We start from the raw sequence: 23,945 nt of genomic DNA on the forward strand, positions 1-23,945 counted from the left end.
AGGTGACAAGATGCGTCGTATAGGAGAATTTCTTTTAGTATTTCTGATTGTTCTGACATTTTTTTATATGAAACCAGTCGTCTTGTCACAAAAATCTCCAAAACCTGTAGATGAATTAGTTGTTAATGAGATAAAACCTCAAACAAAAGCTACACAACAAAATGAATTAAATGCTACAGGTATGTCAACTATGATTGGCTTGTCGGAAACACAATTAAAAGAAAAAATGTCCAATCCAAAAAAAGAATGGGTAGTAGGAGTTAATAGAAAATGGTTGGTTTACGGAGATAATGCTAAAAATTATTATCAAGTGGAATTAACCGATGACAAAGTGTCCAGTATATTTGTCTTAGGGACAGAGGTTGACATTGCTCCTTTTAATGTGGACATGACATTAGGTGATGTATCTGAAATTACAACGATTTATCCAAATTTTGAATTTGATTATCATGATAAAAAATATGAAATAGAACTGACAGAAGATGATATGAATTATCGTCCGCTAGTTTCATTTGACAATGGAACGTTTGCTTTATTACATTTTAATTACGATACCGGAAAATTATTGGGTATTCGTTATGTTGGAAAGAACACGTTGGTCGAGATGATTCCCTATCAATTAAATGAAGAAACACCTGTTAAACCAGTTGAGTTAACAGATGAGCAGTGGAATCAATTTAATCAAGCGAACACAGAGCAACTATTTACCATTTTAAATGTAATGCGTGAAAGAATTAATCGAAAACCTTACAAACTTGATACTGAGTTGACATTGGAAAGTAAAAAAGCGTTAGAAGGATTTAATAAAGAGCCTAAATCAGTCATAAAAAAAGAGGACCGATTAGAACAATGGCAAGAAAAAGTGGATTCAAGTAATCCAAGTGATCGTTTTATTTTAGTTGATGAAGAGATGGAACGTTTGTTAAAATTAGGAAAGCCTATTGATAAAAACACCCATGGTTTATTTGTCCAGAGTATGGGTGATGTGCCATTTATTGTGTCCAATTGGTTTGTTAATCGATTTGATCAACGAGAAATAAAAGATGCAAAAGATGAGTATATAGGAATCGCCTTTAATAAAAATCAAGTATTGGTCTTATTTAATCAAAAGGCAGTAAATACTTCACTAACCACTGAAAGTAGTGATAATAAATGATTTATAATGATGAATTATTTGATTTAGAAGATAAAGTCAGTCAATTAGCAAAAGATGTATTGAATAGTCAAATAGTGACAGATTACATTCAATCCTATCAAACGATTGAAAAAAGTAGCGAGGTATCTGATTTAGTGTCAGATTTTTTAACTAAAAAAGAAGCATTTGAAAAAATAGAACCTTATGGGAAGTATGCCCCTGATTTTAAGGAAACAAGACGTGCTTTGAGAAAAGCAAAACGAGCACTAGATGTAAATGAATTAGTTGCAGCGTTTAAAGTAAATGAAACAACCGTTCAAAATGTGTTAGACTATATTAGTCTAGATATCGCACAAGCAATATCTGACACAATAAAAGTTGATGCAGGAAATCCCTTTTTTGAATTTGCTAAAAAAGGATGTGGAGGGACATGTCATGTTAACAAATGAATTAGAATTAACGCCAAGACGAGGTTTAATCGTTTGGGTCTATAGTTTAAAGCAATTAAGAAATCTAAAGCGATTTGGTTATGTTTATTATGTATCAAAAAAAATGAAATATGTGGTTTTATATGTAGATGAAGAGGTTGTTGAAGAAACAATCGAAAAATTAAACAAGCAATTTTTTGTTAGAAGTGTGGATCAGTCTTTTAGACCAGATATTAACATGAACTTTACTAATAGATTAGGAAATCAAGACTGTCATGATGAACCGTTAGATTTTGAAGAGCAAAAAACAGAAATTCGCTTAGCAGAATTTGATGATTAAAGTATTTGTCTGGCGAAAGACAAATACTTTTTTTATCTAAAGATTTATGGATAGAAAGGAAGAAATAACGAAATGCGAGTCATTGCGGGTGAATTTAAAGGAAGAAAATTACAATCATTAAAAGGGGATAATACTAGACCAACCTCTGATAAAATTAAAGGATCTATTTTTAATATGATTGGCCCATATTTTGATGGTGGTATTTGTTTGGATTTATATAGTGGTAGTGGGAATCTTGCTATTGAGAGTGTCTCAAGAGGGATGGATAAAGCCTATTGTTTTGATGTGTTTTTTCCAGCAGTAAAAGTGATTCAAGAAAACGTCACGATGACTAAAAAGAAAGATGCGTTTGTTGTGAAAAAACTAGATGCAAAAAAAGCACTTGATTTTTTAGCAGGCCAGTCCGTTTTATGTGATTATGTGTTTTTAGACCCACCTTACGCCAAAGAAGAGCTAGAAAAAAATATGTTAGCATTGCAATCATTAAATTTATTAAAAAAACAGGCAAAAATCATTTGCGAGATGGATAAACATGTTATATTACCAGATATAATCGGCCAATTGGTATTGAAAAAAGAACAACAGTATGGTGTGACAAAAGTTAGAATTTATCAATTAGAGGAGAAAAAAGATGACTAAAAAGCGAATTGCTCTTTTTCCGGGAAGTTTTGATCCAGTCACTAAGGGACACTTAAACACGATTCAAAAAGCTAGTAAATTATTTGATGAGCTAGTGGTAGGAGTCTTTACTAATACAACAAAACAAACATTATTTACACCAGCTGAAAGACGAGCGTTTATCGTTGAAGAAGTGAAAGAGTTGGGAAATGTGTCGGTTAGATTATGTGAGAATGACTTAACTATCCGAATTGCGGATGAATTAGGGGCAGATTATTTAGTACGTGGGATTCGAAATCAATTAGATTATGAATATGAAAAAAGTATTGCTGTCTTAAATAAACATCTCTCTTCTCATATTGAAACAATTTTTTTGATTTCTGATGAAGAATATAATCATATTAGTTCTAGTATGGTAAAAGAAATTGCTAAATTTCAGGGAAATATCACTGATTTTGTTCCCCAAAAGGTTAATGAGGCACTTAAACTAAAATATAAATAAAACAAGAAGGTTATAGTCATGAATAAAGAGCTTTTTAAAAAGAAATCATTTTATCTAAAAGTGTTAGGTGTTTTAGTGTGTGTGTTGGTTTTGATTTTTCCATTACCCTATTATATTGAATCACCAGGCAGTGCCGATAAGTTAAATCAAATTATCACTGTAGATGGTAAAAAGGATACACAAGCAGGCTCGTTCATGATGACGACAGTTCAAGTCCAAAAAGCCAATGTTTTGACGGTTTTATTAAGTCAATTTGATCGAAACGCAGAATTAATCCCTAAAAAAGATATATTGGGAAGTTCTGATTCAGCCGAGTATGAGCGGATTCAAGAGTATAATATGGAAGATTCAAAAAATGAAGCCATTCAAATTGCATTAGAATTAGCAGATATTCCTTATAAGAGAGTATATAAGGGGATTTACGTGTTATCTGTTGCAGACTATTCTAGTTTTTATAAAAAACTAGAAGTTGGTGATTTAATTCAAAAACTCAATGGAAAAACTGTCTTACAATCAGATGAATTCATTGAGTCCTTACAAAAAATGCCAATTGATGAACCTCTTTCTATTGGTTATGAGCGAAATGGAAAAGAAGAAGTGGCTGATGGAAAAATTATTAAATTACCAAAATTAAATCGACCAGGTGTTGGTGTCACAGTAGTTGATCAAACAGAAATTGATACCAAAAAAGATATTGAATTTAATACACAAGGTGTAAGTGGTCCCTCAGCTGGCTTGATGTTTAGTTTAGAGCTTTATAGCATGTTAAGCAACAAAGATTTAAAACAGGGACGAAACATTGCAGGAACTGGAACGATTAATGATAAAGGTGAAGTTGGAGACATTGGTGGAATTGAGAAAAAAGTGGTAGCAGCTGAAAAAGCTGGAGCCACAATATTTTTCGCTCCTAATAACGAATCAGAAGGTAAAACCAATTATGAATTAGCGAAGGAATCAGCTAAAAAAAATAACTTAACTTTAAAAATAGTTCCTGTTAAAACAATTCAAGATGCGATAGATTATTTAGAAAAACACACGACTTAGAAATAAGTGGTGTGTTTTTTCGTATGTAATAAATGAAAGGGGAGGTAAGATGAATCGATTTAAAAAAACAGAAGAGAAAAAATGGATTCTAATCGGTATTGCTAGTCTCATCATGGTAATTATTTTTTTAGCAGTAAGGTTGTTTTCTTCAAATAACATGATAGTTGAAGAAACACAAAACATCATGACGAGCAGCACAACATTAGAGAGTACAGAGGTAATTAGTGATCGGACTGATGACATGTTTGTCGATATTAAAGGTGCCGTTAAAAACCCAGGTATTTATCAAGTGACTGGAAACATGAGAGTGTTAAATGTCGTTGAACTAGCAGGTGGATTTTTATCTGAAGCAGATGATAAACAAGTGAATTTGTCTGAACGAGTAGTTGATCAAATGGTTATTTATATCCCTAAAGAGGGTGAAAAGTTAGAAGACTTATCATTGATAAAAGCAAATGAAAAAAGCGAACAAGAATCAAGTAAGTCAGATTTAATTAATCTCAACACAGCAACCATAGATGAGTTAAAAACGTTAAACGGTATCGGTGAGAAAAAAGCGGAAAGCATCATTAGATATCGTGAAGAAAAAGGTTTATTTAAAGCGATTGAGGACTTAAAAAATGTTGATGGCATTGGTGAAAAAACATTTGAAAATTTAAAATCATCACTCACTATTTGATATTTCACTTTACTTTCAGAACGTATGTTCGTATAATTATCTTAAGAAAAGAGAGTGAATAATTAGAAAGAAGAGATGAGTATCATGTCAAATGGCCCAATAGAATTAAATCACTACTATCATGATAGAGGCATAAAAAAATATTTAGGCTTTTATTTATCAGAACATACAAGAGAGCTTCATCAACGTGATAAAGAGCAATCCTTAGTTAATGAAGGAAAAGATATGATGACATTTGATGATATATTTGAAATCATCAATATTGCTGTAATGAAACAAACCCCCGTTGTTATTCAACCTAATGTAGCTAACAGTGATGATGGCGGTTTTTTTGATGAAATAAAAGGAAAAATTAATGGGTTTACAGAAACAACGATTTATATTGATGATTTACCAATAGAGTTATCACTCATTCGTCATATAGAATTAACTTCAGATGCCAAATGGTATCAAGTAGCTGATGTTGATGAGTTATAATCACGCACAATTTTTTGATTATAGTAAAGAAAAGCAAGAAGATATGTTATGTGTCGATATGAAAAGTTTTTATGCGTCGGTTGAATGTGTGGAGAGGGGACTTGATCCCTTGACGACATTGTTAGTTGTGATGAGTGGATCAGACTCACCAGGAGGGTTGGCTTTAGCCACAAGTCCTAGAGCAAAAACAGAATTAGGTATCAGTAATGTATCAAGGCGTTTTGAAATACCAAATCACCCAGAGTTAGTGATTGTTCCTCCTCGAATGAACTTATACATTAAAAAGAATATTCAAATTAATGAATTGTTTAAGCAGTATGTAGCAGATGAAGATATTTTAATCTATTCCATAGATGAGACGTTCATTCGAGTGAGTCAATCTAAAAAGTTATTTCATATGACAGCCTATGATTTTGCACAACAATTTAAACAAGAGATTTACCATGAATTTGGATTACATTGTACAATAGGCATAGGGGATAATATGTTATTAAGTAAATTAGCTTTAGATAATGAAGCTAAAAATAATTCGGATATGATTGCACAATGGCGTTACACAGATGTTCCTAAGACTGTTTGGAATATTCAACAATTAACAGATTTTTGGGGAATTAATCGGGCAATGGAAAAAAGACTTAATGAATTAGGGATTTATACTGTTTATGATTTAGCACATTATGATTTTTTTCATATCAAGCAACCTCTAGGCGTTATGGGACAACAATTAGTGGCTCATGCATGGGGAATTGATCGTTCCGATATGACTAATACCTATCAACCTGTTTCTAAAAGTATAGGAAACAGTCAAATTCTTAAAAAAGATTATACTAAACTTTCTGAAATAAAGATTGTCATTAAAGAAGTAGCTGAACAAGTGGCAACGCGATTACGTGCTAGAAAATATCAAACGGAATGTGTCTCACTATCAATTGGGTATTCGCGATATAGCGAACAAATAGGCTTCTCTAGGCAATTAAAAATAAGTCCCACAGATTCCTCCAAAGAACTAGTTGCCTATTGTCTCCAATTGTTTGATACATATTATACGGGTGAGCCAGTACGAAAATTATCAGTTAATTATTCAAATTTAGTACCAAATCAGGCTGTTCAGTTGAATTTATTTGAAGAACCAGAAACAACGATACAGGACCGATTATTAGATCAGACAATCGATGTGATTCGTAGGGGGTTTGGGTTTGACGCGATTATTCATGCTTCTAGTTTATTAGAAGGTGCTACTGCAATAGAAAGAAGTCACCTAGTAGGAGGACACGCTGGTGGTATGGACGGATTAACATAAAAAAATTGGTTAAATCATTAAAAATCAATTACAATAAACTTAAGTTAAAGAAAAAGAGGTTTAAAGATGAGTAGAGAAAGAATTCCTTGGGATCAATATTTTATGGCTCAAAGCATGTTATTATCTTTACGTAGTACATGTACAAGGTTATCAGTTGGAGCGACAATTGTTCGAGATAGACGGATAATAGCTGGAGGATATAATGGCTCTGTAACAGGAGATGTTCATTGTATTGATGAAGGGTGCTATCTTGTAGATGGGCATTGTGTTAGAACTATCCATGCAGAGATGAATGCTATTTTGCAATGTGCAAAATTTGGTGTGGAAACAGATGGGGCAGAAATTTATGTCACTCATTTTCCATGTCTGCAATGCACCAAAATGATTTTACAAGCAGGAATTAAGACCATTCATTATTTGAAAGATTATCGCAATGATGATTATGCGATTAAATTAATTAAACAAGCGGGCGCAACAATTGATAAAGTCACGTTATCTCAAGAGTATTTTGACACACTTGCTTTTGGTGAAGACAATGATTAAAGAAAATACCTCTATAAAGGGGTATTTTTTTTATCCCATGATAATATTTGTGATGTGGCTATTATGTTTATTAAATCCATCGTGGCTAGGATTTTTTTTAGTGTTATTTTGTATGGTTCATGTGTGGTGCTTAAACAATCATAGGCTATTAATGTTGAGTATTATTTGCTTTATTTTATCAAATGGTTATTTTTTTCTAACAGTCCCTTATAGACAAGATGTATTTATTAATGAAGATAAAGAAACATGGACAGTACTACCTGACACATTACAAGTAGATGGTGATTTTGTTAAAGCTAAAGCGAAGAAGAATCATCGTCGCTATTTTTTACGATATAAACTGACTTCTAAAGAAGAAAAAGAGGCTTTGTTATCAGTTAAGCACCCATTGGTCATAACCAGTAGCCAAGAAAAAGTATCAGCACAATCAAAACGAAATCTAAATGGTTTTGATTATGCTGATTATTTATTTTCTCAACAAGTTGTTGGGATTTACCAGTTAAAAAATATTGTGGAGGTTAAAGAAAAACCGTTATCTATCTTGCATCCAATTGAGTGGATATCAAGTTTTAGAGTGTCAGTCCATCAATCAATGACTCAAACTTTTTTACCGTATACTTCCTTTTATATGACTAGTTTACTATTAGGAATCAATGACGGAGAAAATAGAGAAGTGTGGAATAAATTAAGTTTATCTCACTTGTTTGCTTTGTCTGGTCTACATGTTACTTTTTTAGTGATGATGATACGCTCAGTGTTACTAAGAGTAGGCATCACAAAAGAAGTCACGTCAATCATAGAGTGTTTATTTTTATTGTTATTCATTGGATTCACAGGATACAGTGTCGGAGTGATTCGAGCAAGTTTACAACATATCATAAAAAAGGGCTCGACTCATTATCAGTGGTATTTGAGTTCACTGGATTGTTGGAGTGCGACATTATTTATCCATACGCTTTTATTTCCAACCGTTTTACTGACTATTGGGGGAGTACTTAGCTATTATTTAAGTTTTTTAATTATATTTATTCAACCAATTATATCGACTTATAAAAAATATCAACAGACGATACTTTTTCAATTATTGTTGACATTTTTTTCTCTTCCATTAATTTGCTATTACTTTTTTGAGTTCAATATCTTATCTGGTTTATTTAGTTTATTATTTACACCTATTTTGTTCCAAGTATTATTGCCACTGTTGATTATTAGTTTAATAATGTCAAGATTGTTACCTAACTTCATTGTCGTTGCGATAGAAAGTGTTGTGAGAGCGATCCATCTATTAGCCATATGGTGTCAGAAGTGGACCATGTTTCAAGTCACAACAGGAACATTTTCTAAAGTATTGCTTATTCTTATCATCATGGGCCAATTTGGTTGTTTAATCTATTGGGAGAAAGTAAAGAAGATATCAGTGAAACAGATATCCTTTATTTTGTTGAGTCCAATTCTCATGCTAAGTATTAAATACATTAATCCGTTCGGCATGATTGCATTTGTCGACGTAGGGCAAGGAGATGCGATTTTTATTCAACTTCCATTTCATCAAGGGAATTATTTAATTGATACAGGTGGAAGTTTATCTTTTGAGCAAGAGGCTTGGAAGCAAAAAATAAACAGTAAACGAAATGCTGACTACACTTTACTGCCATTTTTAAAAAGTAAGGGTGTATCAAAACTAGATGCTCTTTTTATTACACATGCTCATGAAGATCATTTTGGTGATATGGACCGATTGAGTGAAGAGGTAACGATTAAACAGATTATTACCACACCAGGGGCATATCAACAAGAGAATTTCCAACGAAAATTAGAGAAAATGAATGTATCATCTGTTCATCAAGTAACTCAGAAAAATCAATTAACGCTATCTAATTTACAACTTGATGTATTATCTCCTTTAGGTGTAGGCGATGGTCAAAATAATGATTCACTTGTATTAAAGGTTACGATTCATCAAAAAGCATTTTTACTAATGGGTGACTTAGAAAAAGAAGGAGAATTACGTTTAATAGATCAATACAAACGAGATGATTTAAATGCTGACTGTATTAAAGTTGGGCATCATGGTAGTAAAACATCTAGTTATAATGACTTTATAGAAAAAGTAAATCCCAACCAAGCTATAATACTTGTCGGGGAAAATAATCGATTTAAACATCCCTCACCAGAAACATTGGATACCCTAACAAATTATGATATTGCTATTTTTAGGACAGATGAAGATGGAATGATTTATCAAAAATGGTTACCTTTTAAAAAAGAGATGTTGAAAATGAAGTCAATAAAATAAAAATCTGTTAGAATAGTGAAGAGAAGACAAGAAGGATGTGTCATAATAAGTGAGTTTTCAAAAAGAAATCGCAAAAATTAAAGAAAAAAAATTTGATTCTGTTTATGTCCTATTGGGAAAAGAGCGGTATCTTACTAATCAATTTAAACAACAATTAATCGCATCTGGCATGGAAGAAGAAGAGCAATCTTTTAACTTGATGACTTTTGATATGAAGCAAGACTTGTTAGATAACGTTATGATAGAAGCGCAAACGATTCCTTTTTTTGGAGAAAGAAAGATTATCTTCATTCAAGAACCATACTTTTTGACAGGTGAAAAGAAAAAGACAGATGTTGAACATAATTTAAATACATTATTAGACTATCTAGATGAGCCTTCCCAATCAACGATATTAGTGTTTTTAGCACCTTATGATAAGTTAGACGAACGTAAGAAAATAGTAAAAAAATTAAAAAAAGAAGCAACACTGATTGATGTTTCGAATATGACGAATCGTTTGGCGCAACAATATGTTTCAGATACGATAAAAAATGAAGGCTACGAGATAAGTAAAGAGGCGTTTGAAGAATTTATTTATTTGACGAATGCTAATCTTAGCCAAATGATGAATGAATTAGATAAATTATTTTTGGTAGCAACTGAATCAAAAAAAATAACCAAAGAGATGGTTAAGCAACTCATCCCAAGGTCACTAGAACATAGTATTTTTGACTTACTGAAGTATATTTTAGCTAATCAAAAAGAGCAATCATTGGCTTTATATAATGAATTATTGTTACAGGGAGAAGATCCTATTAAAATTAATGCTATTTTAATTAGTCAGTTTCGTTTGTTGTTACAAGTGAAAATAATGGCAGAAAGGCATTATCAACAAAGTAATATGATTGATGTGTTGAAAATCCATCCCTATAGAATAAAACTATCACTACAAGAAGCAAAAAAATTTGATTTAAAAACACTAGGTGCTATTTTTGATTATTTGGTCGAAAATGATTATAAGATGAAATCAGGTTATATGGATGCTAATTTGTTGTTTGAACTCTTTTTAATGAAACAATTTAAATAAAAGAAAAAACTTGATGACTAGAAATCAAAAGATTCAGTCAATCAAGTTTTTTTATTTTGCGATTTTTTTAGCTAAACGTGATTTTTCACGGTTTGCTTTGTTTTGATGGATTAATCCTTTTGCACTAACCATATCAATTTCGCGTGTAGCAGCAACTAATAATTCTTGTTGATTATCAGCATTTTCTTCTACAGCTTTTTCAAATTTCTTCATAGCAGTACGCATTTTGCTTAATTTTGCAGAGTTAGACTCGTTTGCAATCTTGCTAGTGCGAGCACGTTTGATAGCAGATTCGATATTTGGCATTTATTTTCACCTCCGACATAGAGTTTACATTGATAAATCATATGTAATCAACATTCTCATTATACAGAAACCATAATCAGTTTGCAATAAATTAATTGCAATGTTTCTTAATTTAAATCTAAAATAGTGACACCAATGACATCTGGACCAGTGTGAACCCCTAATACAGGACTGACGTCATTAAAATAAATAACTGTAGCATGTGGTAATTTTTCCTCAATTGTTTTTTTGACAAGTTCAGCTTCCTCTTGACAGGTTCCATATGCAATGCCTATGCGGTAGTCTGTACTATTTTCACCAAAAGCAACTAATTGGTCAATCATTTTTTGTAAACTTTTTTTTCTACCACGAGCTTTTGTCACCGTATAGTAAATGCCTTCATCATTACATGAAATGACTGGGTTAAGGTTTAAAGCTGTCCCTAAAATAGAAGTAACTAAACCAATTCTTCCACCTTTTTTTAAATATTCAAGAGTCGGAATGCTAAAAAAGATCCGACCTTTTTTAGGTAACAATTCTCCAATTTCAACAAGAGAATCAAATGAATAGTGTTTGTCAATTGATTCTTTTAAGTAAGCAGCTTGTATCCCACCACCAATACCAATACTTTTCGTATCAATAATGTGAGAGGTGATATCTTCATGATCATTTAGTAATAATCTTAATGCATTGTGAGTCCCACTTAAGCCACTAGAAATAGATACAGCCAAGATGTGTGTGTATCCTTCATTTTTTATTTGTTGAATAGTATTTTCAATAATTTCAAGTGAGGGAAGAGACGTTGTGGGGATTTCTTGATCTAATCGGTCATAAATTTCAGTTGCTGTGATATCGATTTTATCTAAGAAGCTCCCATTTGAATAATTAATACTTAAAGGAACAATAAATACACCATCTAGTGCTGCGATTTCTGGTGGTAAGTCCATTCCAGAATCAACAAATAATGCAATTTTTTCAGTCATGTTGTGTTGCCATCTCCTTATTATTTATCGTATTTAGTGTGGTTGTGAGGGCGCATTCTGTAAATAATTTACTCACAATTGTAATACAAGCCCAACGAATAGGGGCAATGTCTGTTTCAGGATTATTAAATATAATGGTTTCGCCTTGTGTTGAAAAAGCATGAAGAGATTCATGAAGGTACTGACAAAATAAATTGTAAGCATCTTTAGAATTCGTATTTTCAGTTTGTAAATCAATGCTTTGTTGAATAGACGGTATATCAAATACTTGTTTTAAAATTGTAATCACAATAATCCTTGCAATGTGTTTTCGACTATACCTTTTTTTTATCGGTTTAGGAATTAGTTTTAGTTTGACATAATTATTTACCATCGAAGGGGTTAATGGCTTAAATGGTATGCCATTTGCTGATAAAGGTTGTAAATATCGCTCAACAATGGTAACTAATTGATCCATATAAACATCAATATCTGGTAATTCGTCCCATAATGGTAGGGAAAAATCGGTTAAATTAATTGTGATAGGTTCACTCAATATTAAAAACTCCTTTATCTAGTTTTTAAAACTATATCATGAAGTTTATAAAATGACAATAAAAAAGTTTGGACAAATTGTCCAAACTTTTAATGAGCAGTATTTGTTTTAGTTTGAGTGTGATAGTGAGTGTTTTTTTCTTTTTTAATTGGTTTTAACATTCTCAATCCATTTAATATCACTAAGATGGTGCTACCTTCATGCCCAATCACACCTAATGGAAGGTTAATGACTTGTAAGAAATTTGAGATAATCAATAAAACAATCACAGAAATAGAAAAGATGATATTTTCAGTCACGATTTTTTTTAGTTTTAGAGACATTTCGTGACTCATTGCCAATTTATTTAAATCATTTTGCATTAATACAATATCAGCAACATCAATAGCAATGTCAGTTCCTTGCCCCATAGCAACACCAATCGTTGCGTTTGCCAATGCTGGAGCATCATTTATTCCATCACCAATCATAGCGTTGGTTCCAACTTTTTCTTTTTGTTCTTTAATAAAAATAGTTTTATCTTCAGGTAAACAATCAGCTACCACATGATCCACGCCCACTATTTCAGCGACTGCATTAGCTGTTTGATGATGATCACCTGTTAACATGGTTGTCGTAATACCAGCCTCTTTAAAGTAACGAACGCAGTCGATTGCTTCAGGTTTTGGGACATCAAGTAAGCCAAAGAACGCGACTATTTGATTGTTTTTAGACAAATAAATAACAGTTTTTCCTTCTTGTTGTAATTGCAATGTTTTTTCCATCGTATTGTCATCAAGACTTCCCTCTGTTACAAAATCACTGTTTCCAACTTTCCATAAAGTATCTTCTTCAGTTGCTTGCATACCTGATCCAGCTATTTCTTCCACTATTAGTGTGTCATTAATTGATATATTTGAATCTTGGTAAAACCTTACAATGGCATTAGCTAAAGGATGAGTAGAATTTTTTTCAATGGTCACTAAAGCAGAAATGGCTTTGTCACATTGAGCTTCAATAAAAATTTCATCTGTTACAACAGGAATCCCTTTTGTAAGAGTTCCAGTTTTATCAAAAGTAATGGCTTTTAAATCAGATAATGATTCTAAAAAGACACCACCTTTAAACAGGACACCATTTTTAGCACCATTTGAAATGGCAGCTAGAGTTGCGGGAGTAGCAGAAGCAACAAGAGCACAAGGAGAGGCGACAACTAATAGAACCATTCCACGATAAAAGCTCTCACTCCAAGTCCAACCTAAAAAGAAATAGGGAAGGAAAATCATTAGTGGGACAATAATCAAAATGGCTTTAACGTAGACATTTTCAAATCGATCTAAGAAACTAGCTGTTTTTGAAGGTGTATTTTGTGCTTCATCAACTAATTGAATGATTTTACTAAACAATGTATCTTTAGCTTCTTTAGTCACCACCATTGAGATAGCATTTCCTACATTAATTGTTCCAGCAAATAATGCATCATGATGTAATTTTTCAACTGGAATAGATTCACCTGTAATGGCGGCTTCGTCAATAGAAGAGTGAGTACTTAATAATTCTCCATCAATTGGGACACTCGCTCCTTTAGGAACAAGTAATGTATCACCAATCTTTAGCTCTGCAACCGGAACTTCTTTTGTTGTGTTATCAGCTAATAGTAAAAACGCATTTTCTGGCTGGATAGCCATTAAGTTTTCAATTTCTTTTTTACTTTTACTCGTTGTGTATTCTTCTAAAGAACCACTTAATGAAAAAATAAATGTTAACATAATTCCTTCAAAATAAAATTGGATTGTACAGGCACCAATCGCAGCTAGAGCCATTAATAAATCGACACTTAAATGTTTATTCTCAATTGTGTCTTCAATTCCTTCTTTTGTCTGTGAGAACCCTCCGATAATCATTCCAAAAATATAAATAATTGGAGCAAATCTCATGTTATTTTTATCTACAATAAAACCTAGTAACATAAGGACACCACAGATGATTGTAGCAAGCATTTGTTTGTTTTCTTTAATATAAGTCATTTGTATTACCTCCTTATAAAGCAAGTGTAACATAAAAAAACTTAGATTAGAATAGTTATAATCTAGATGGGATTGATAGTCGTTATCAATGAGAATGATTATAAAAAAAGAAGCGATAAATCGCTTCTTTAATGGTTTTATTTATTATAATGTTGTTAACCAGTAAATGAGAATGATCGTTCCCAAAATAATTCGATACCAACCAAATACTTTGAAATCATGTTTTTTGATGTAACCCATCAGGAATTTAATAGCTAAGATTGAAACAACAAAAGAAACAATGGTTCCAATTGATAATAAAATGATTTCAGGAGAACCGAATGAATTACCTTTTAATAGGAATTTTAAGATTTTAACCCCACTTGCACCAAACATAACAGGAATACCTAAAAAGAAAGTAAATTCAGCCGCAACATAACGAGAACAGCCAATAATCATTGCACCGATAATTGTCGCACCAGAGCGAGATGTTCCTGGTATTAATGAAAGAACTTGGAATAACCCGATGATGAATGCTGTTTTATAAGTTAACTGATTAAGTGTTGTCGTAGTAGGTTTGATTGTTTTGTTTCTATTTTCAACGATAATAAACAAAATACCATATAATATCAACATCATCGCAACAGGAACGAATTTATGGAAATGTTCTTCTAGAAAATCATCAAATAAAATACCCAAAACACCTGCTGGAATACAAGCAACCACAACTTTAAACCATAAAGACCAAGTGTCCTTTTTTTCTATATCTGATTTATTTCTAGCAAATGGGTTTAATTTGTTGAAATAAAGAACCACTACGGCAAGAATTGCCCCTAATTGGATGACGACATTAAACATTTCTTTAAAGTCGTTTGAAGCATCAAGTTTTAAAAATTGGTCTACTAAAATTAAGTGACCAGTACTACTGATTGGTAGCCACTCTGTAATCCCTTCAACAATCCCTAAAAAGATTACTTTTAATATATTATAAAAATCCATTCTTAATATTCCCCTTTTTCCTTTTTATCACAATTAAGTATACATTATCTTTTTTTAAAACCAAATCTTTTTTTGAGAATAAAAAAACCCTTAGAAAAATTTAAATATCTAAGGGGATAAAGGCTATTTAATTAAAAAATGGGTTTTCTCGTTTTTCACGACCGATACTTGTTACAGGTCCATGCCCTGAGTAAGCTTTAAAATCATCTGGTAGAGTAAATAATTCAGCTTTTATACCAGACAGAAGAGTTTGTGCGTCGCCAAAAGGTAAGTCCGTCCGTCCAACACTACCTCTAAATAGTGCATCACCACAAACAACAAAATCATCAAAGATAAAGCTAACACTACCTGGTGAGTGTCCAGGTGTTGGAACGACTTTAAATGTCATATCACCAATAGTGTATGTATCATAGTTTTTAAATTCAAATTCAGCTTCTCTTGCTGTAACGTTAGCCATGTCATCATGACGAGATAGACCTGATAAGTTTAATTGTGGATCAGTCAGCCATGACTGTTCAATTGGACTAATGTATACAGGAATATTGTATCTATCTCTGATTTCATCTACGGCACCAATATGGTCATAGTGGGCATGCGTGATTAAAATAGCTTCCGGTTTTACATTCAGTTCATCTATGATGGATTCAATTTTTTTAGCTTCGTCACCTGGGTCAACGATTAATAGAGAATGATCATTATAAATTAAGTAGCAATTTTCTTGAATTGCTCCTGTTGGAATTTGTTTAATTGTTAGCACATGAATTCCTCCTTTGAGTATAAATGTATTATAACGAAAAAAAGGATATTTCTAAAGTATAAAGAATTTTGTTAAGAAGGAAAAAATATTGTAAACTAGGTAAGGAAAGAGAGGTGCTATGATGGAAGATTTAAAAAAGAAATTTGAGTCATTGCAATTTATACCTTTTATATTAGTCAATGGAATGAACTTGTTCCCAATATTTATTTTAGTACATATTTTTTTACAAAATAATCGTGAGTTTCGCTACTTGTTGCCATTGCTATTTTTTTATTGTTTTAAATCAACCATATTATTTTTAATACGGTTAAAGACATTGCCTATGCAACGCTTATTATTTGTAGCTGTTGGACTAGGTATTTTAGGTTGTGGGTTTGGCTTATTGCTTAATCAATCGATTGTGTTTGGTTGGATTGCTGGAAGTTTGTTGGGCATGTGTTCAGGTTTAATGTTCCCAAGCTATATGACAGTCATGTTTCATGAGAGAACACTGAATGATTTTAATAATAAAGGGAGTAGTCAATTATATTCCTTAGGTTTTGCCATTGTTTTTTCAGCTATATTATTTAAGTTGATTGATGTATCAATAGTAGGAACCTTTTTGTTTTTAGGATTAAATTTACTGTTGTTAGTTGGCATTTTTTCAACTTATCCAACCTATATAATAGATGAAACTATTCCTTATCCAAATTATTCAACCATTGAAACATTTGTTTTATTTTTTGTTGGATTTTTTAGTGTATTTATCATAAAAGGTGATAAAAAGCTAGGAGTAAGTCATTTTTTATTGGCGTTAATGATTGTGATGGTAGTGCTTTTAGTTATCTATTTCATTTACTATAAAAAAATTACTCGTCAACGTCAATTTAAGCCTTTGGAAAGTGCAATGATGATATATAAAGGAATGTTGACTAATTTTATTTTAGTTTTTTGTACGCTATATCAAATGATTAATCATGGAAAGTCATCATTGATGATTATATATAGTTTATATTTGACCTCCATTATTATTTCTCCGATGATTGGTAAAAAAATCAAGAATAAAGAAAAAGCTATTTTTTATGGTTTAATAGTTAGTTTTTTATTATTGATGACACATGGGGTATTTTATGTGGGAGTGTTTACTTTAAGTATTATGACGTCTATTTATAATCAACAACTCAATCAAGCTGTTTATCATTATCCAGTTTTACCTCGCGATTTTCGGTTGATTGCCAAATATCGTTTAGGAAATATTGGAAGTATTTTACATCAGTTGATTATGATGGGAGTTCTTTTTATCGTAACAAATTGTTCACATAAAGTGTCTTTGGATAATATATTACACAGTTACACATTTAAAAAAATAGATGTACAGGCTATATCAGTATTAGATACGAGCAAATATGTCTTATTAGGCTTATTTTTACTAGCTCTTATATTGTTAAAACAAGGAAAGAAAAAAGAAGCTGTCTTTTTGAAATAAAAGATTAGCTTCTTTTTTTGATAATTTGATAATTTTCCCATAAAAGAACACTTCCAGAGAGAAAATAATAAACAATGGCAAACATCAAAGGGTTAATAAATGGAATAAAAGATTGAAATATCAACACTAGCCCACATAGGATAGAAATACCTTGGATGATTCTAAACGTAATGAGGACTTTTGGTCTATTGATAAATTCTAATTCACTCAGAATAAATTGTGGAATATAGTCCCAAATAAACCAAAAACCACAGATAATACAAAGGGTATTATTTGTTGCAGAAAAATTAAAGATAATAGAAAGACCAATGATGACACTCACAATTCCAGAGATTAGATAGATAATATGCCAAGATTCTTTTGGTTCTAATCGAATGTTTGTCGAATAGTAGTTAAAATTTAAAAATCCTTTTAAAATGGCGATAAGTCCAATAATGATACTAAATTGTTTGATTTGTGAATCAAGATGGAATACCATAATGAATCCAAAAATCATCATCAAACCACCCATTAAAAATGAATGCCATTCTATTTTTTTTGCATATTGTAAAAGTGTGTTATTAAATCGACTCATTTTGTTGTGACACTCCTTTAATCTAATCGAACTTTTCCATTCTACCATGAAATAAAGTAGCTGAGTAGATTAAATTACAGAGTGTGTGCTAAGTCGTTATAACGTGTGACAGAAAAATCCTCGCCATTTTCTGTTTCGACAATAGAGATGCTGGTATTACCTAAGAGTTCGCCTTTTCTAATGTCACTAATAGGGATTCCTTGAAAATGTTTTAGTAGTGTTTGTAGAGTTAAGCCGTGAGAAACAACTAAAATAGTTTCATCGGGATAGTTTGTGGCATATTCTGTGAAGACTGATTTTGCTCTATTTAATAGAGTGTCAAAGTCTTCTCCGCCAAATTCACTTGGATCATAAAGATGAGGGCGATGTTTTAAGTGTTCAAATTGGGTCTGTCCTTCATAGTTGCTTTCAACTGTTCCATCCCATGAACCAAACTCCATTTCACGAATATCTTGAATGGTTTCTTTAATTGGTGTAGAAGGATGACTAGATAAAAAAGCTTTAGCGGTATCTTGTGCGCGTTTTTGTGGCGAGATAATCACTCGGTCAAAAGACACATCTTGCAAATAGTTCCCTGCTTTTTTTGCTGTTTCAATCCCTTCATCAAGTAATGGCGAATCAACCAGTCCCCCTTGAAAAATACCAGCTTGATTAAATTCAGTTTTCCCATGTCTCATGCAGTAAAAAATTGTCATGTAGTAAATTTCCTCCCTTATAATAGTAATTTAAGTATACAAGAAAAGTAGGGTATAGTAAAAAAGAAAAATAAAAAGGCTCTGATACAAAAAATTAGTGAAAAATGTTTGATTTTCTTATATGGCTGTTATATACTAACAAAGGTGCTACTGTAAGGTAGTATCAAATCCACATTTTCAGCTGATTTTTTGTGAGGTGCTTAATTATTTTAAGTCCACAAGAAAAGTGAGGCTGTTAAGAGGGAAAATAAAAACCACATTGGAGGAAACACAAATGGCAGTAATATCAATGAAGCAGTTATTAGAGGCTGGTGTACATTTTGGTCACCAAACTCGTCGCTGGAACCCAAAAATGAAGAAATATATCTTCACAGAAAGAAATGGTATTTATATCATTGACTTACAAAAAACAGTTCGCTTAGTAGATGATGCTTATAACTATATGAGAAACATCGCTGAAGAAGGCGGAATTGCTTTATTTGTAGGAACTAAAAAACAAGCTCAAGAAGCGATTAAAGACGAAGCAATTCGTTCAGGTCAATTCTACGTTAACCATCGTTGGTTAGGTGGAACATTGACTAACTGGGATACAATCCAAAAACGTATCGCACGTTTGAAACAAATCACAGCTATGGAAGAAGATGGAATTTTCGAAGTTCTACCTAAAAAAGAAGTTGCTGGTTTAATGAAAGAACGTGAAAGATTAGAAAAATTCTTAGGTGGTATCGCTGATATGCCAAGAATTCCTGATGTTATGTTTATCGTTGACCCACGTAAAGAACGTATTGCAGTTCAAGAAGCTCATAAATTAAATATTCCAATCGTTGCTATGGTTGATACTAACTGTGATCCAGATGAGATTGATGTTGTTATCCCATCAAACGATGACGCAATTCGCGCGGTTAAATTAATTTCTGGAAAAATGGCTGATGCATTCATCGAAGGTCGTCAAGGCGAAGATGAAATCGTAGAAGAAGTCTTTACAGAAGAAGTTGTTTCTGAAGAAGCTCCATCAATCGAAGAAATTGTTGAAGTTGTTGAAGGAAGTAACGCTGAATAATAAATAAATTGAAGCTGTCTAGGGCTGCTGGCAAAGGTGAACGAAGTAGCCAATGGTTTTGTCAATTGTCTTAGATGGCTTTTTCATTAAAAACAAACACTTGGGAGGAAACAATAAATGAGTAAAATTAGTGCTTCTATGGTAAAAGAATTACGCGAACGTACAGGTGTCGGCATGATGGATGCTAAACGTGCGTTAGTGGAAGTTGAAGGAAAAATGGAAGAAGCTATCGACTTATTAAGAGAAAAAGGAATGGCTAAAGCTGGTAAGAAAAATGACCGTATCGCTGCTGAAGGTTTAGCAAATGTATACATTAATGGAAACACAGCTGCTATTGTTGAAGTTAACTCTGAAACAGATTTCGTTGCTAAAAACGAAAAATTCCAAGATTTAGTTAAAAACATTGCAAAATTAGTTGCTGAAAATAAACCAGCTACTATGGAAGAAGCTTTACAAATTAAAACTGAAACAGGAACAATTGATTCTGATGTAATTGAAGCAACTCAAGTTATTGGAGAAAAAATTAGTTTCCGTCGTTTTGAAATTTTAGAAAAAGACGATAACGCTGCATTTGGTGGATACTTACACATGGGTGGACGTATTGCTGTCTTAACAGTTATTGAAGGAACAACTGATGATGTTGTCGCTAAAGATGTTGCGATGCACGTTGCAGCTATTAATCCTCGTTATGTTTCTAAAGACCAAGTATCTCAAGATGAATTAGATCATGAGAAAAAGGTATTAACAGAACAAGCTTTAAACGAAGGTAAACCAGAAAATATCGTTGAAAAAATGGTTATTGGCCGTATGAACAAATTCTTAGCTGAAATTTGTTTAGTAGACCAACCATTTGTTAAAGATCCAGATATGACTGTTGAAAAATTTGTTGCATCTAAAGGTGGAACAGTGAAAGAATTCGTACGTTTTGAAGTTGGAGAAGGTATGGAAAAACGTGAAGAAAACTTTGCTGACGAAGTTGCAAGTCAAATGGGTAAATAGTTAATCATCGGGAACGCATTTATTGTTGTTATGATATATGCGCTCCTTTTTTTTGAAAAAATTACTGTATGAATTCTTTGTATAGTAAGACTAAAGGATAAAAGCGGAGGCATAAAAATGGTAGAACCTAAATATCGCAGAGTGTTATTAAAAGTCAGTGGCGAGGCATTGGCCGGAGAAAAAGGATTTGGTATTAATCCAACTGTTGTAAATGGTTTGGTTAAAGAAATCAAAGAAATTCATGCTCTTGGAGTAGAAGTGGCTATAGTTGTTGGTGGCGGGAATATCTGGCGTGGAAATATTGGTGCTGAGATGGGAATGGAACGTTCTCAAGCAGATTATATGGGAATGCTTGCAACTGTGATGAATGGTTTAGCACTGCAAGATACGCTTGAAAATTTAGGTGTCCCAACTCGTGTCCAAACATCGATTGAAATGAGACAAATTGCTGAACCATATATTAGACGTCGTGCTATTCGTCATTTAGAAAAACGTCGTGTTGTTATTTTTGCTGGTGGAACAGGTAACCCATATTTCACAACAGATACAACAGCAGCCCTTAGAGCAGTTGAAATTGGGGCAGATGTTATTTTAATGGCTAAAAATAACGTGGATGGCGTATACTCTGCAGATCCTAAGTTAGACATGAATGCCACAAAATTTGAAGAATTAACTCATATGGAAGTTATTTCAAAAGGCTTATCAGTAATGGATTCAACAGCAAGTAGCTTGAGTATGGACAATGACATACCTTTAGTGGTTTTCAATATGAATGAACCAGGAAATATTAAACGAGTTTGTTTAGGTGAACAAATCGGAACAACAGTAAGGGGGAAATAAATTATGAGTCAAACAATTTTAAATGATGCAAAAGAAAAAATGAAAAAATCTGAAGAGAGCTTACAACGTGAATTAGGTCAAATCAGAGCTGGTCGTGCGAATGCTAGTTTGTTAGACCGTATTACAGTAGATTACTACGGTGCACCAACACCGTTAAATCAATTGTCTTCAATTACTATTCCAGAAGCGCGAGTGTTAATGATTACACCATTTGATAAATCAGCTATGGAAAATATCGAAAAAGCTCTTTTAGCAAGCGATATTGGTATTTCTCCAACAAATGATGGAACAGTGATTCGACTAGTAATTCCTCAATTAACAGAGGAACGACGTAAAGAAATTGCTAAAGAAGTAAATAAACAAGGCGAAAATGCAAAAATTGCTATTCGTAATATTCGTCGTGATGCGATTGACGAATTGAAAAAATTAGAAAAAAATAAAGAAATTTCTGAAGATGAATTACGTGGATTTGAAAAAGATGTACAAGCCTTAACAGATGCTAGTGCAAAAAATATTGAAGCCATTGTAAGCGAAAAAGAAAAAGAAATTTTAGATGTTTAATCAGTAAAATAAAGCCACGAAGAGATTCGTGGTTTGTTTTTTTATAATTTCTTTTAAAAAAAGGAGGATTATCCTTTTTTTTATAGGTTTTTCTAGTCCCATTTGCTACAATAAGATGAGTGCATGTTTATGCTCAAGTCTTTTGAGGGGGCTTTTTTATGTTTAATTTATTTACAAAACAAACAAAGGAAAAATTAGGAGAAGAAAAAACAATAAACTTTTCCAAAGATGGGGAGATTCCCAAGCATATAGCGATTATTATGGATGGTAATGGACGATGGGCGCAAAAAAGGCGATTACCACGTATTGCTGGTCACAAAGAAGGCATGAATAATGTTAAAAAAATAACAACTCATGCCAGTAAGCTAGGTGTTAAAGTATTAACCTTATATGCTTTTTCAACAGAAAATTGGAAACGTCCGTCAAGCGAAGTTGATTTTTTGATGAAATTACCAGTCGACTTCTTTGATGTCTTTGTACCAGAATTGGTCAAAGAAAATGTGAAGGTAAATGTGATGGGATACAAAGACTATTTACCAAAGCATACACAAAAAGCTGTGGAAAATGCCATGGAGGAAACCAAGGATAATACGGGAATGATACTGAATTTTGCGTTAAATTACGGTAGTCGGGCAGAAATTTTAACAGCAGTGAATGAGTTGTTAAATGAAGCTAAGCAAGGAAACATCACAGAAGAAGTTGATGAAGACATGTTCTCTGATTATTTAATGACAGCCAGTTTAGGAAAAGAGTTACGAGACCCAGACTTATTGATTCGTACGAGTGGGGAAGAAAGAATTAGTAATTTCTTGTTATGGCAAATTGCTTATAGTGAACTATATTTTACTGATAGCTATTGGCCAGATTTTAGTTTAGAAAATTTAGAAGAAGCAATTGGTTCATACCAAAAGCGTCAACGTCGTTTTGGGGGATTGAACACAGAAGGAGAGGCAAATAAATGAGACAAAGAGTGATTACAGCAGTCGTTGCATTAATTTTATTTATTCCATTAATAGTCATTGGACAAATGCCATTACAAGTTGTTATGGCCATGTTAGGTGGGATTGCTGTTTACGAGTTATTTAGAATGAAAGGCTTGGAAATCAAATCAACAGAAGGGATCCTTGCTATAATTGGGGCAGTTGTATTAATTTTACCACGCTCAACTTGGTATGATTTCTTACCCAAGTCGGTGAATGGCAATACGCTATTTTATTTAATTGTTATGGCATTATTGGTTTTACCTGTTTTTCTTAAAAATGCATTAACGTTTGATAATATAGGGTTTCCAGTATTAGTAAGTTTATATGTGGGAACAGGTTTTCAAAATTTTATTTCTGCTAGAGAAACAGGCTTACACGTATTGATGTATGCCTTACTCATCGTTTGGTCAACAGATATTGGAGCCTACATGATTGGTAGAAAATATGGTAAAAGAAAGTTAGCACCAGATATTTCACCCAATAAAACGATTGAAGGCTCTCTTGGTGGTATTGCATGTGCGATGGTCATCTCACTTGTTTACACGTTAATTTGGCCACTGACGTATAATGTTGTTGCCATGTTATTGTTAGCTATTGTCTTCTCTATTGTAGGACAATTAGGTGATTTAGTTGAATCTTCATATAAACGTTATTACGGTGTAAAAGATTCAGGAAATATTTTACCAGGTCATGGTGGAATATTAGACCGATTTGACAGTTTATTATTTGTTTTTCCATTGATGCATTTAGTAGGATTATTTTAAATAAATTAATACGATAAGTAGGAAGGATG

Annotated in this window: 27 protein-coding genes; 19 read left to right on the plus strand and 8 right to left on the minus strand. The window is 32.6% G+C overall.

Annotated elements, in window-relative coordinates:
* The first annotated feature begins 10 nt into the window (after nt 1–10).
* The 12 genes from CBF36_RS02050 to holA all read left to right on the plus strand — a co-directional run bounded on the left by CBF36_RS02050 (nt 11) and on the right by holA (nt 10,431).
* Nucleotides 11–1,156, plus strand: coding sequence for a CAP-associated domain-containing protein (locus CBF36_RS02050; protein ID WP_125956170.1), 1,146 nt, complete (start codon nt 11–13; stop codon nt 1,154–1,156).
* Nucleotides 1,153–1,584: a YlbF/YmcA family competence regulator gene (locus CBF36_RS02055; protein ID WP_125956176.1), complete on the plus strand. Its 432-nt coding sequence runs from the start codon at nt 1,153–1,155 to the stop codon at nt 1,582–1,584. The genes CBF36_RS02050 and CBF36_RS02055 overlap by 4 nt, the downstream gene beginning before the upstream one ends.
* On the plus strand, nt 1,571–1,903 hold the full coding sequence (locus tag CBF36_RS02060; RefSeq protein ID WP_125956178.1) for a YlbG family protein: 333 nt from the start codon (nt 1,571–1,573) through the stop codon (nt 1,901–1,903). Before CBF36_RS02055 ends, CBF36_RS02060 begins: the two co-directional genes overlap by 14 nt.
* 72 nt (nt 1,904–1,975) lie before the next feature.
* A complete protein-coding gene (rsmD, locus tag CBF36_RS02065; RefSeq protein ID WP_125956180.1) occupies nt 1,976–2,542 on the plus strand; it encodes a 16S rRNA (guanine(966)-N(2))-methyltransferase RsmD in 567 nt (188 codons plus the stop codon).
* A complete protein-coding gene (gene coaD, locus CBF36_RS02070) occupies nt 2,535–3,023 on the plus strand; it encodes a pantetheine-phosphate adenylyltransferase (RefSeq protein WP_125956182.1) in 489 nt (162 codons plus the stop codon). The genes rsmD and coaD overlap by 8 nt, the downstream gene beginning before the upstream one ends.
* Nucleotides 3,024–3,041: 18 nt before the next feature.
* On the plus strand, nt 3,042–4,067 hold the full coding sequence (locus CBF36_RS02075) for a SepM family pheromone-processing serine protease (RefSeq protein WP_125956184.1): 1,026 nt from the start codon (nt 3,042–3,044) through the stop codon (nt 4,065–4,067).
* A 49-nt stretch (nt 4,068–4,116) separates the two neighbouring features.
* The gene (locus CBF36_RS02080; protein WP_125956186.1) at nt 4,117–4,746 is read left to right on the plus strand and encodes a helix-hairpin-helix domain-containing protein; all 630 of its coding nucleotides are present in this window, start codon (nt 4,117–4,119) and stop codon (nt 4,744–4,746) included.
* A gap of 84 nt (nt 4,747–4,830) precedes the next feature.
* A complete protein-coding gene (locus CBF36_RS02085) occupies nt 4,831–5,223 on the plus strand; it encodes a hypothetical protein (protein WP_125956187.1) in 393 nt (130 codons plus the stop codon).
* Nucleotides 5,213–6,523: a Y-family DNA polymerase gene (locus CBF36_RS02090; RefSeq protein ID WP_125956189.1), complete on the plus strand. Its 1,311-nt coding sequence runs from the start codon at nt 5,213–5,215 to the stop codon at nt 6,521–6,523. Before CBF36_RS02085 ends, CBF36_RS02090 begins: the two co-directional genes overlap by 11 nt.
* Before the next feature lie 66 nt (nt 6,524–6,589).
* The gene (locus CBF36_RS02095; protein ID WP_125956190.1) at nt 6,590–7,066 is read left to right on the plus strand and encodes a ComE operon protein 2; all 477 of its coding nucleotides are present in this window, start codon (nt 6,590–6,592) and stop codon (nt 7,064–7,066) included.
* 151 nt (nt 7,067–7,217) lie between these two features.
* A complete protein-coding gene (locus CBF36_RS02100; RefSeq protein WP_165865352.1) occupies nt 7,218–9,362 on the plus strand; it encodes a DNA internalization-related competence protein ComEC/Rec2 in 2,145 nt (714 codons plus the stop codon).
* Between the two features lie 49 nt (nt 9,363–9,411).
* Entirely contained in the window at nt 9,412–10,431 is a 1,020-nt protein-coding gene (gene holA / locus CBF36_RS02105) for a DNA polymerase III subunit delta (RefSeq protein WP_125956193.1), read from the plus strand.
* 51 nt (nt 10,432–10,482) lie between these two features.
* Here holA and rpsT read toward each other — a convergent pair whose 3' ends face one another.
* The 6 genes from rpsT to CBF36_RS02135 all read right to left on the minus strand — a co-directional run bounded on the left by rpsT (nt 10,483) and on the right by CBF36_RS02135 (nt 15,975).
* Nucleotides 10,483–10,737, minus strand: a complete 255-nt coding sequence (gene rpsT / locus CBF36_RS02110) for a 30S ribosomal protein S20 (protein ID WP_117973051.1) — start codon at nt 10,735–10,737, stop codon at nt 10,483–10,485.
* Between the two features lie 107 nt (nt 10,738–10,844).
* Nucleotides 10,845–11,699: a DegV family protein gene (locus tag CBF36_RS02115; protein WP_125956195.1), complete on the minus strand. Its 855-nt coding sequence runs from the start codon at nt 11,697–11,699 to the stop codon at nt 10,845–10,847.
* Entirely contained in the window at nt 11,692–12,234 is a 543-nt protein-coding gene (locus tag CBF36_RS02120) for a DUF1836 domain-containing protein (RefSeq protein WP_125956197.1), read from the minus strand. Before CBF36_RS02120 ends, CBF36_RS02115 begins: the two co-directional genes overlap by 8 nt.
* 89 nt (nt 12,235–12,323) lie before the next feature.
* Nucleotides 12,324–14,240 (minus strand): heavy metal translocating P-type ATPase, encoded by a 1,917-nt coding sequence (locus CBF36_RS02125; RefSeq protein WP_125956199.1) that lies wholly within the window; start codon nt 14,238–14,240, stop codon nt 12,324–12,326.
* Nucleotides 14,241–14,384: 144 nt separating this feature from the next.
* Nucleotides 14,385–15,218, minus strand: coding sequence for an undecaprenyl-diphosphate phosphatase (locus tag CBF36_RS02130; protein ID WP_125956200.1), 834 nt, complete (start codon nt 15,216–15,218; stop codon nt 14,385–14,387).
* Nucleotides 15,219–15,345: 127 nt separating this feature from the next.
* A complete protein-coding gene (locus tag CBF36_RS02135) occupies nt 15,346–15,975 on the minus strand; it encodes an MBL fold metallo-hydrolase (protein ID WP_125956202.1) in 630 nt (209 codons plus the stop codon).
* A gap of 121 nt (nt 15,976–16,096) precedes the next feature.
* Here CBF36_RS02135 and CBF36_RS02140 point away from each other — a divergent pair, with 121 nt between their 5' ends.
* Nucleotides 16,097–17,440, plus strand: coding sequence for a hypothetical protein (locus CBF36_RS02140; protein ID WP_125956204.1), 1,344 nt, complete (start codon nt 16,097–16,099; stop codon nt 17,438–17,440).
* Between the two features lie 4 nt (nt 17,441–17,444).
* Here the strand turns inward: CBF36_RS02140 and CBF36_RS02145 are convergent, their stop codons facing one another.
* Nucleotides 17,445–18,014, minus strand: a complete 570-nt coding sequence (locus CBF36_RS02145) for a DUF308 domain-containing protein (protein ID WP_165865353.1) — start codon at nt 18,012–18,014, stop codon at nt 17,445–17,447.
* 74 nt (nt 18,015–18,088) lie between these two features.
* Nucleotides 18,089–18,709 (minus strand): histidine phosphatase family protein, encoded by a 621-nt coding sequence (locus tag CBF36_RS02150; RefSeq protein ID WP_125956207.1) that lies wholly within the window; start codon nt 18,707–18,709, stop codon nt 18,089–18,091.
* 274 nt (nt 18,710–18,983) lie between these two features.
* On the opposite strand from CBF36_RS02150, the gene rpsB reads away from it, so the two are divergent.
* From rpsB to CBF36_RS02180, 6 genes are all read left to right on the plus strand, one after another.
* Nucleotides 18,984–19,769, plus strand: coding sequence for a 30S ribosomal protein S2 (gene rpsB / locus CBF36_RS02155; protein WP_125956209.1), 786 nt, complete (start codon nt 18,984–18,986; stop codon nt 19,767–19,769).
* 117 nt (nt 19,770–19,886) lie between these two features.
* Nucleotides 19,887–20,768, plus strand: a complete 882-nt coding sequence (gene tsf, locus CBF36_RS02160; RefSeq protein ID WP_125956210.1) for a translation elongation factor Ts — start codon at nt 19,887–19,889, stop codon at nt 20,766–20,768.
* A gap of 117 nt (nt 20,769–20,885) precedes the next feature.
* Nucleotides 20,886–21,608, plus strand: a complete 723-nt coding sequence (pyrH, locus tag CBF36_RS02165; protein WP_125956212.1) for a UMP kinase — start codon at nt 20,886–20,888, stop codon at nt 21,606–21,608.
* A gap of 3 nt (nt 21,609–21,611) precedes the next feature.
* Entirely contained in the window at nt 21,612–22,169 is a 558-nt protein-coding gene (gene frr / locus CBF36_RS02170) for a ribosome recycling factor (protein WP_125956214.1), read from the plus strand.
* A gap of 158 nt (nt 22,170–22,327) precedes the next feature.
* Entirely contained in the window at nt 22,328–23,131 is an 804-nt protein-coding gene (locus CBF36_RS02175; protein WP_125956216.1) for an isoprenyl transferase, read from the plus strand.
* Nucleotides 23,128–23,916, plus strand: coding sequence for a phosphatidate cytidylyltransferase (locus CBF36_RS02180; RefSeq protein WP_125956217.1), 789 nt, complete (start codon nt 23,128–23,130; stop codon nt 23,914–23,916). The genes CBF36_RS02175 and CBF36_RS02180 overlap by 4 nt, the downstream gene beginning before the upstream one ends.
* Nucleotides 23,917–23,945: the final 29 nt, after the last annotated feature.

The sequence above is a fragment of the Vagococcus bubulae genome, assembly GCF_003950315.1.
Taxonomy (GTDB): Bacteria; Bacillota; Bacilli; order Lactobacillales; family Vagococcaceae; genus Vagococcus; species Vagococcus bubulae.

Excerpts from the sequence above, each read along its gene's own strand:
- pyrH (WP_125956212.1), top strand. The coding sequence starts at position 20,886 with ATGGTAGAACCTAAATATCGCAGAGTGTTATTAAAAGTCAGTGGCGAG.
- CBF36_RS02125 (WP_125956199.1), bottom strand. The coding sequence starts at position 14,240 with ATGACTTATATTAAAGAAAACAAACAAATGCTTGCTACAATCATCTGT.
- CBF36_RS02115 (WP_125956195.1), bottom strand. The coding sequence starts at position 11,699 with ATGACTGAAAAAATTGCATTATTTGTTGATTCTGGAATGGACTTACCA.
- CBF36_RS02055 (WP_125956176.1), top strand. The coding sequence starts at position 1,153 with ATGATTTATAATGATGAATTATTTGATTTAGAAGATAAAGTCAGTCAA.
- CBF36_RS02100 (WP_165865352.1), top strand. The coding sequence starts at position 7,218 with ATGTTGAGTATTATTTGCTTTATTTTATCAAATGGTTATTTTTTTCTA.
- CBF36_RS02060 (WP_125956178.1), top strand. The coding sequence starts at position 1,571 with ATGTTAACAAATGAATTAGAATTAACGCCAAGACGAGGTTTAATCGTT.
- tsf (WP_125956210.1), top strand. The coding sequence starts at position 19,887 with ATGAGTAAAATTAGTGCTTCTATGGTAAAAGAATTACGCGAACGTACA.
- CBF36_RS02175 (WP_125956216.1), top strand. The coding sequence starts at position 22,328 with ATGTTTAATTTATTTACAAAACAAACAAAGGAAAAATTAGGAGAAGAA.
- CBF36_RS02075 (WP_125956184.1), top strand. The coding sequence starts at position 3,042 with ATGAATAAAGAGCTTTTTAAAAAGAAATCATTTTATCTAAAAGTGTTA.
- CBF36_RS02180 (WP_125956217.1), top strand. The coding sequence starts at position 23,128 with ATGAGACAAAGAGTGATTACAGCAGTCGTTGCATTAATTTTATTTATT.
- CBF36_RS02130 (WP_125956200.1), bottom strand. The coding sequence starts at position 15,218 with ATGGATTTTTATAATATATTAAAAGTAATCTTTTTAGGGATTGTTGAA.
- coaD (WP_125956182.1), top strand. The coding sequence starts at position 2,535 with ATGACTAAAAAGCGAATTGCTCTTTTTCCGGGAAGTTTTGATCCAGTC.
- rpsB (WP_125956209.1), top strand. The coding sequence starts at position 18,984 with ATGGCAGTAATATCAATGAAGCAGTTATTAGAGGCTGGTGTACATTTT.
- frr (WP_125956214.1), top strand. The coding sequence starts at position 21,612 with ATGAGTCAAACAATTTTAAATGATGCAAAAGAAAAAATGAAAAAATCT.
- CBF36_RS02150 (WP_125956207.1), bottom strand. The coding sequence starts at position 18,709 with ATGACAATTTTTTACTGCATGAGACATGGGAAAACTGAATTTAATCAA.
- CBF36_RS02080 (WP_125956186.1), top strand. The coding sequence starts at position 4,117 with ATGAATCGATTTAAAAAAACAGAAGAGAAAAAATGGATTCTAATCGGT.
- CBF36_RS02140 (WP_125956204.1), top strand. The coding sequence starts at position 16,097 with ATGGAAGATTTAAAAAAGAAATTTGAGTCATTGCAATTTATACCTTTT.
- CBF36_RS02095 (WP_125956190.1), top strand. The coding sequence starts at position 6,590 with ATGAGTAGAGAAAGAATTCCTTGGGATCAATATTTTATGGCTCAAAGC.
- CBF36_RS02050 (WP_125956170.1), top strand. The coding sequence starts at position 11 with ATGCGTCGTATAGGAGAATTTCTTTTAGTATTTCTGATTGTTCTGACA.
- CBF36_RS02145 (WP_165865353.1), bottom strand. The coding sequence starts at position 18,014 with ATGAGTCGATTTAATAACACACTTTTACAATATGCAAAAAAAATAGAA.
- rpsT (WP_117973051.1), bottom strand. The coding sequence starts at position 10,737 with ATGCCAAATATCGAATCTGCTATCAAACGTGCTCGCACTAGCAAGATT.
- CBF36_RS02090 (WP_125956189.1), top strand. The coding sequence starts at position 5,213 with ATGAGTTATAATCACGCACAATTTTTTGATTATAGTAAAGAAAAGCAA.
- rsmD (WP_125956180.1), top strand. The coding sequence starts at position 1,976 with ATGCGAGTCATTGCGGGTGAATTTAAAGGAAGAAAATTACAATCATTA.
- CBF36_RS02085 (WP_125956187.1), top strand. The coding sequence starts at position 4,831 with ATGTCAAATGGCCCAATAGAATTAAATCACTACTATCATGATAGAGGC.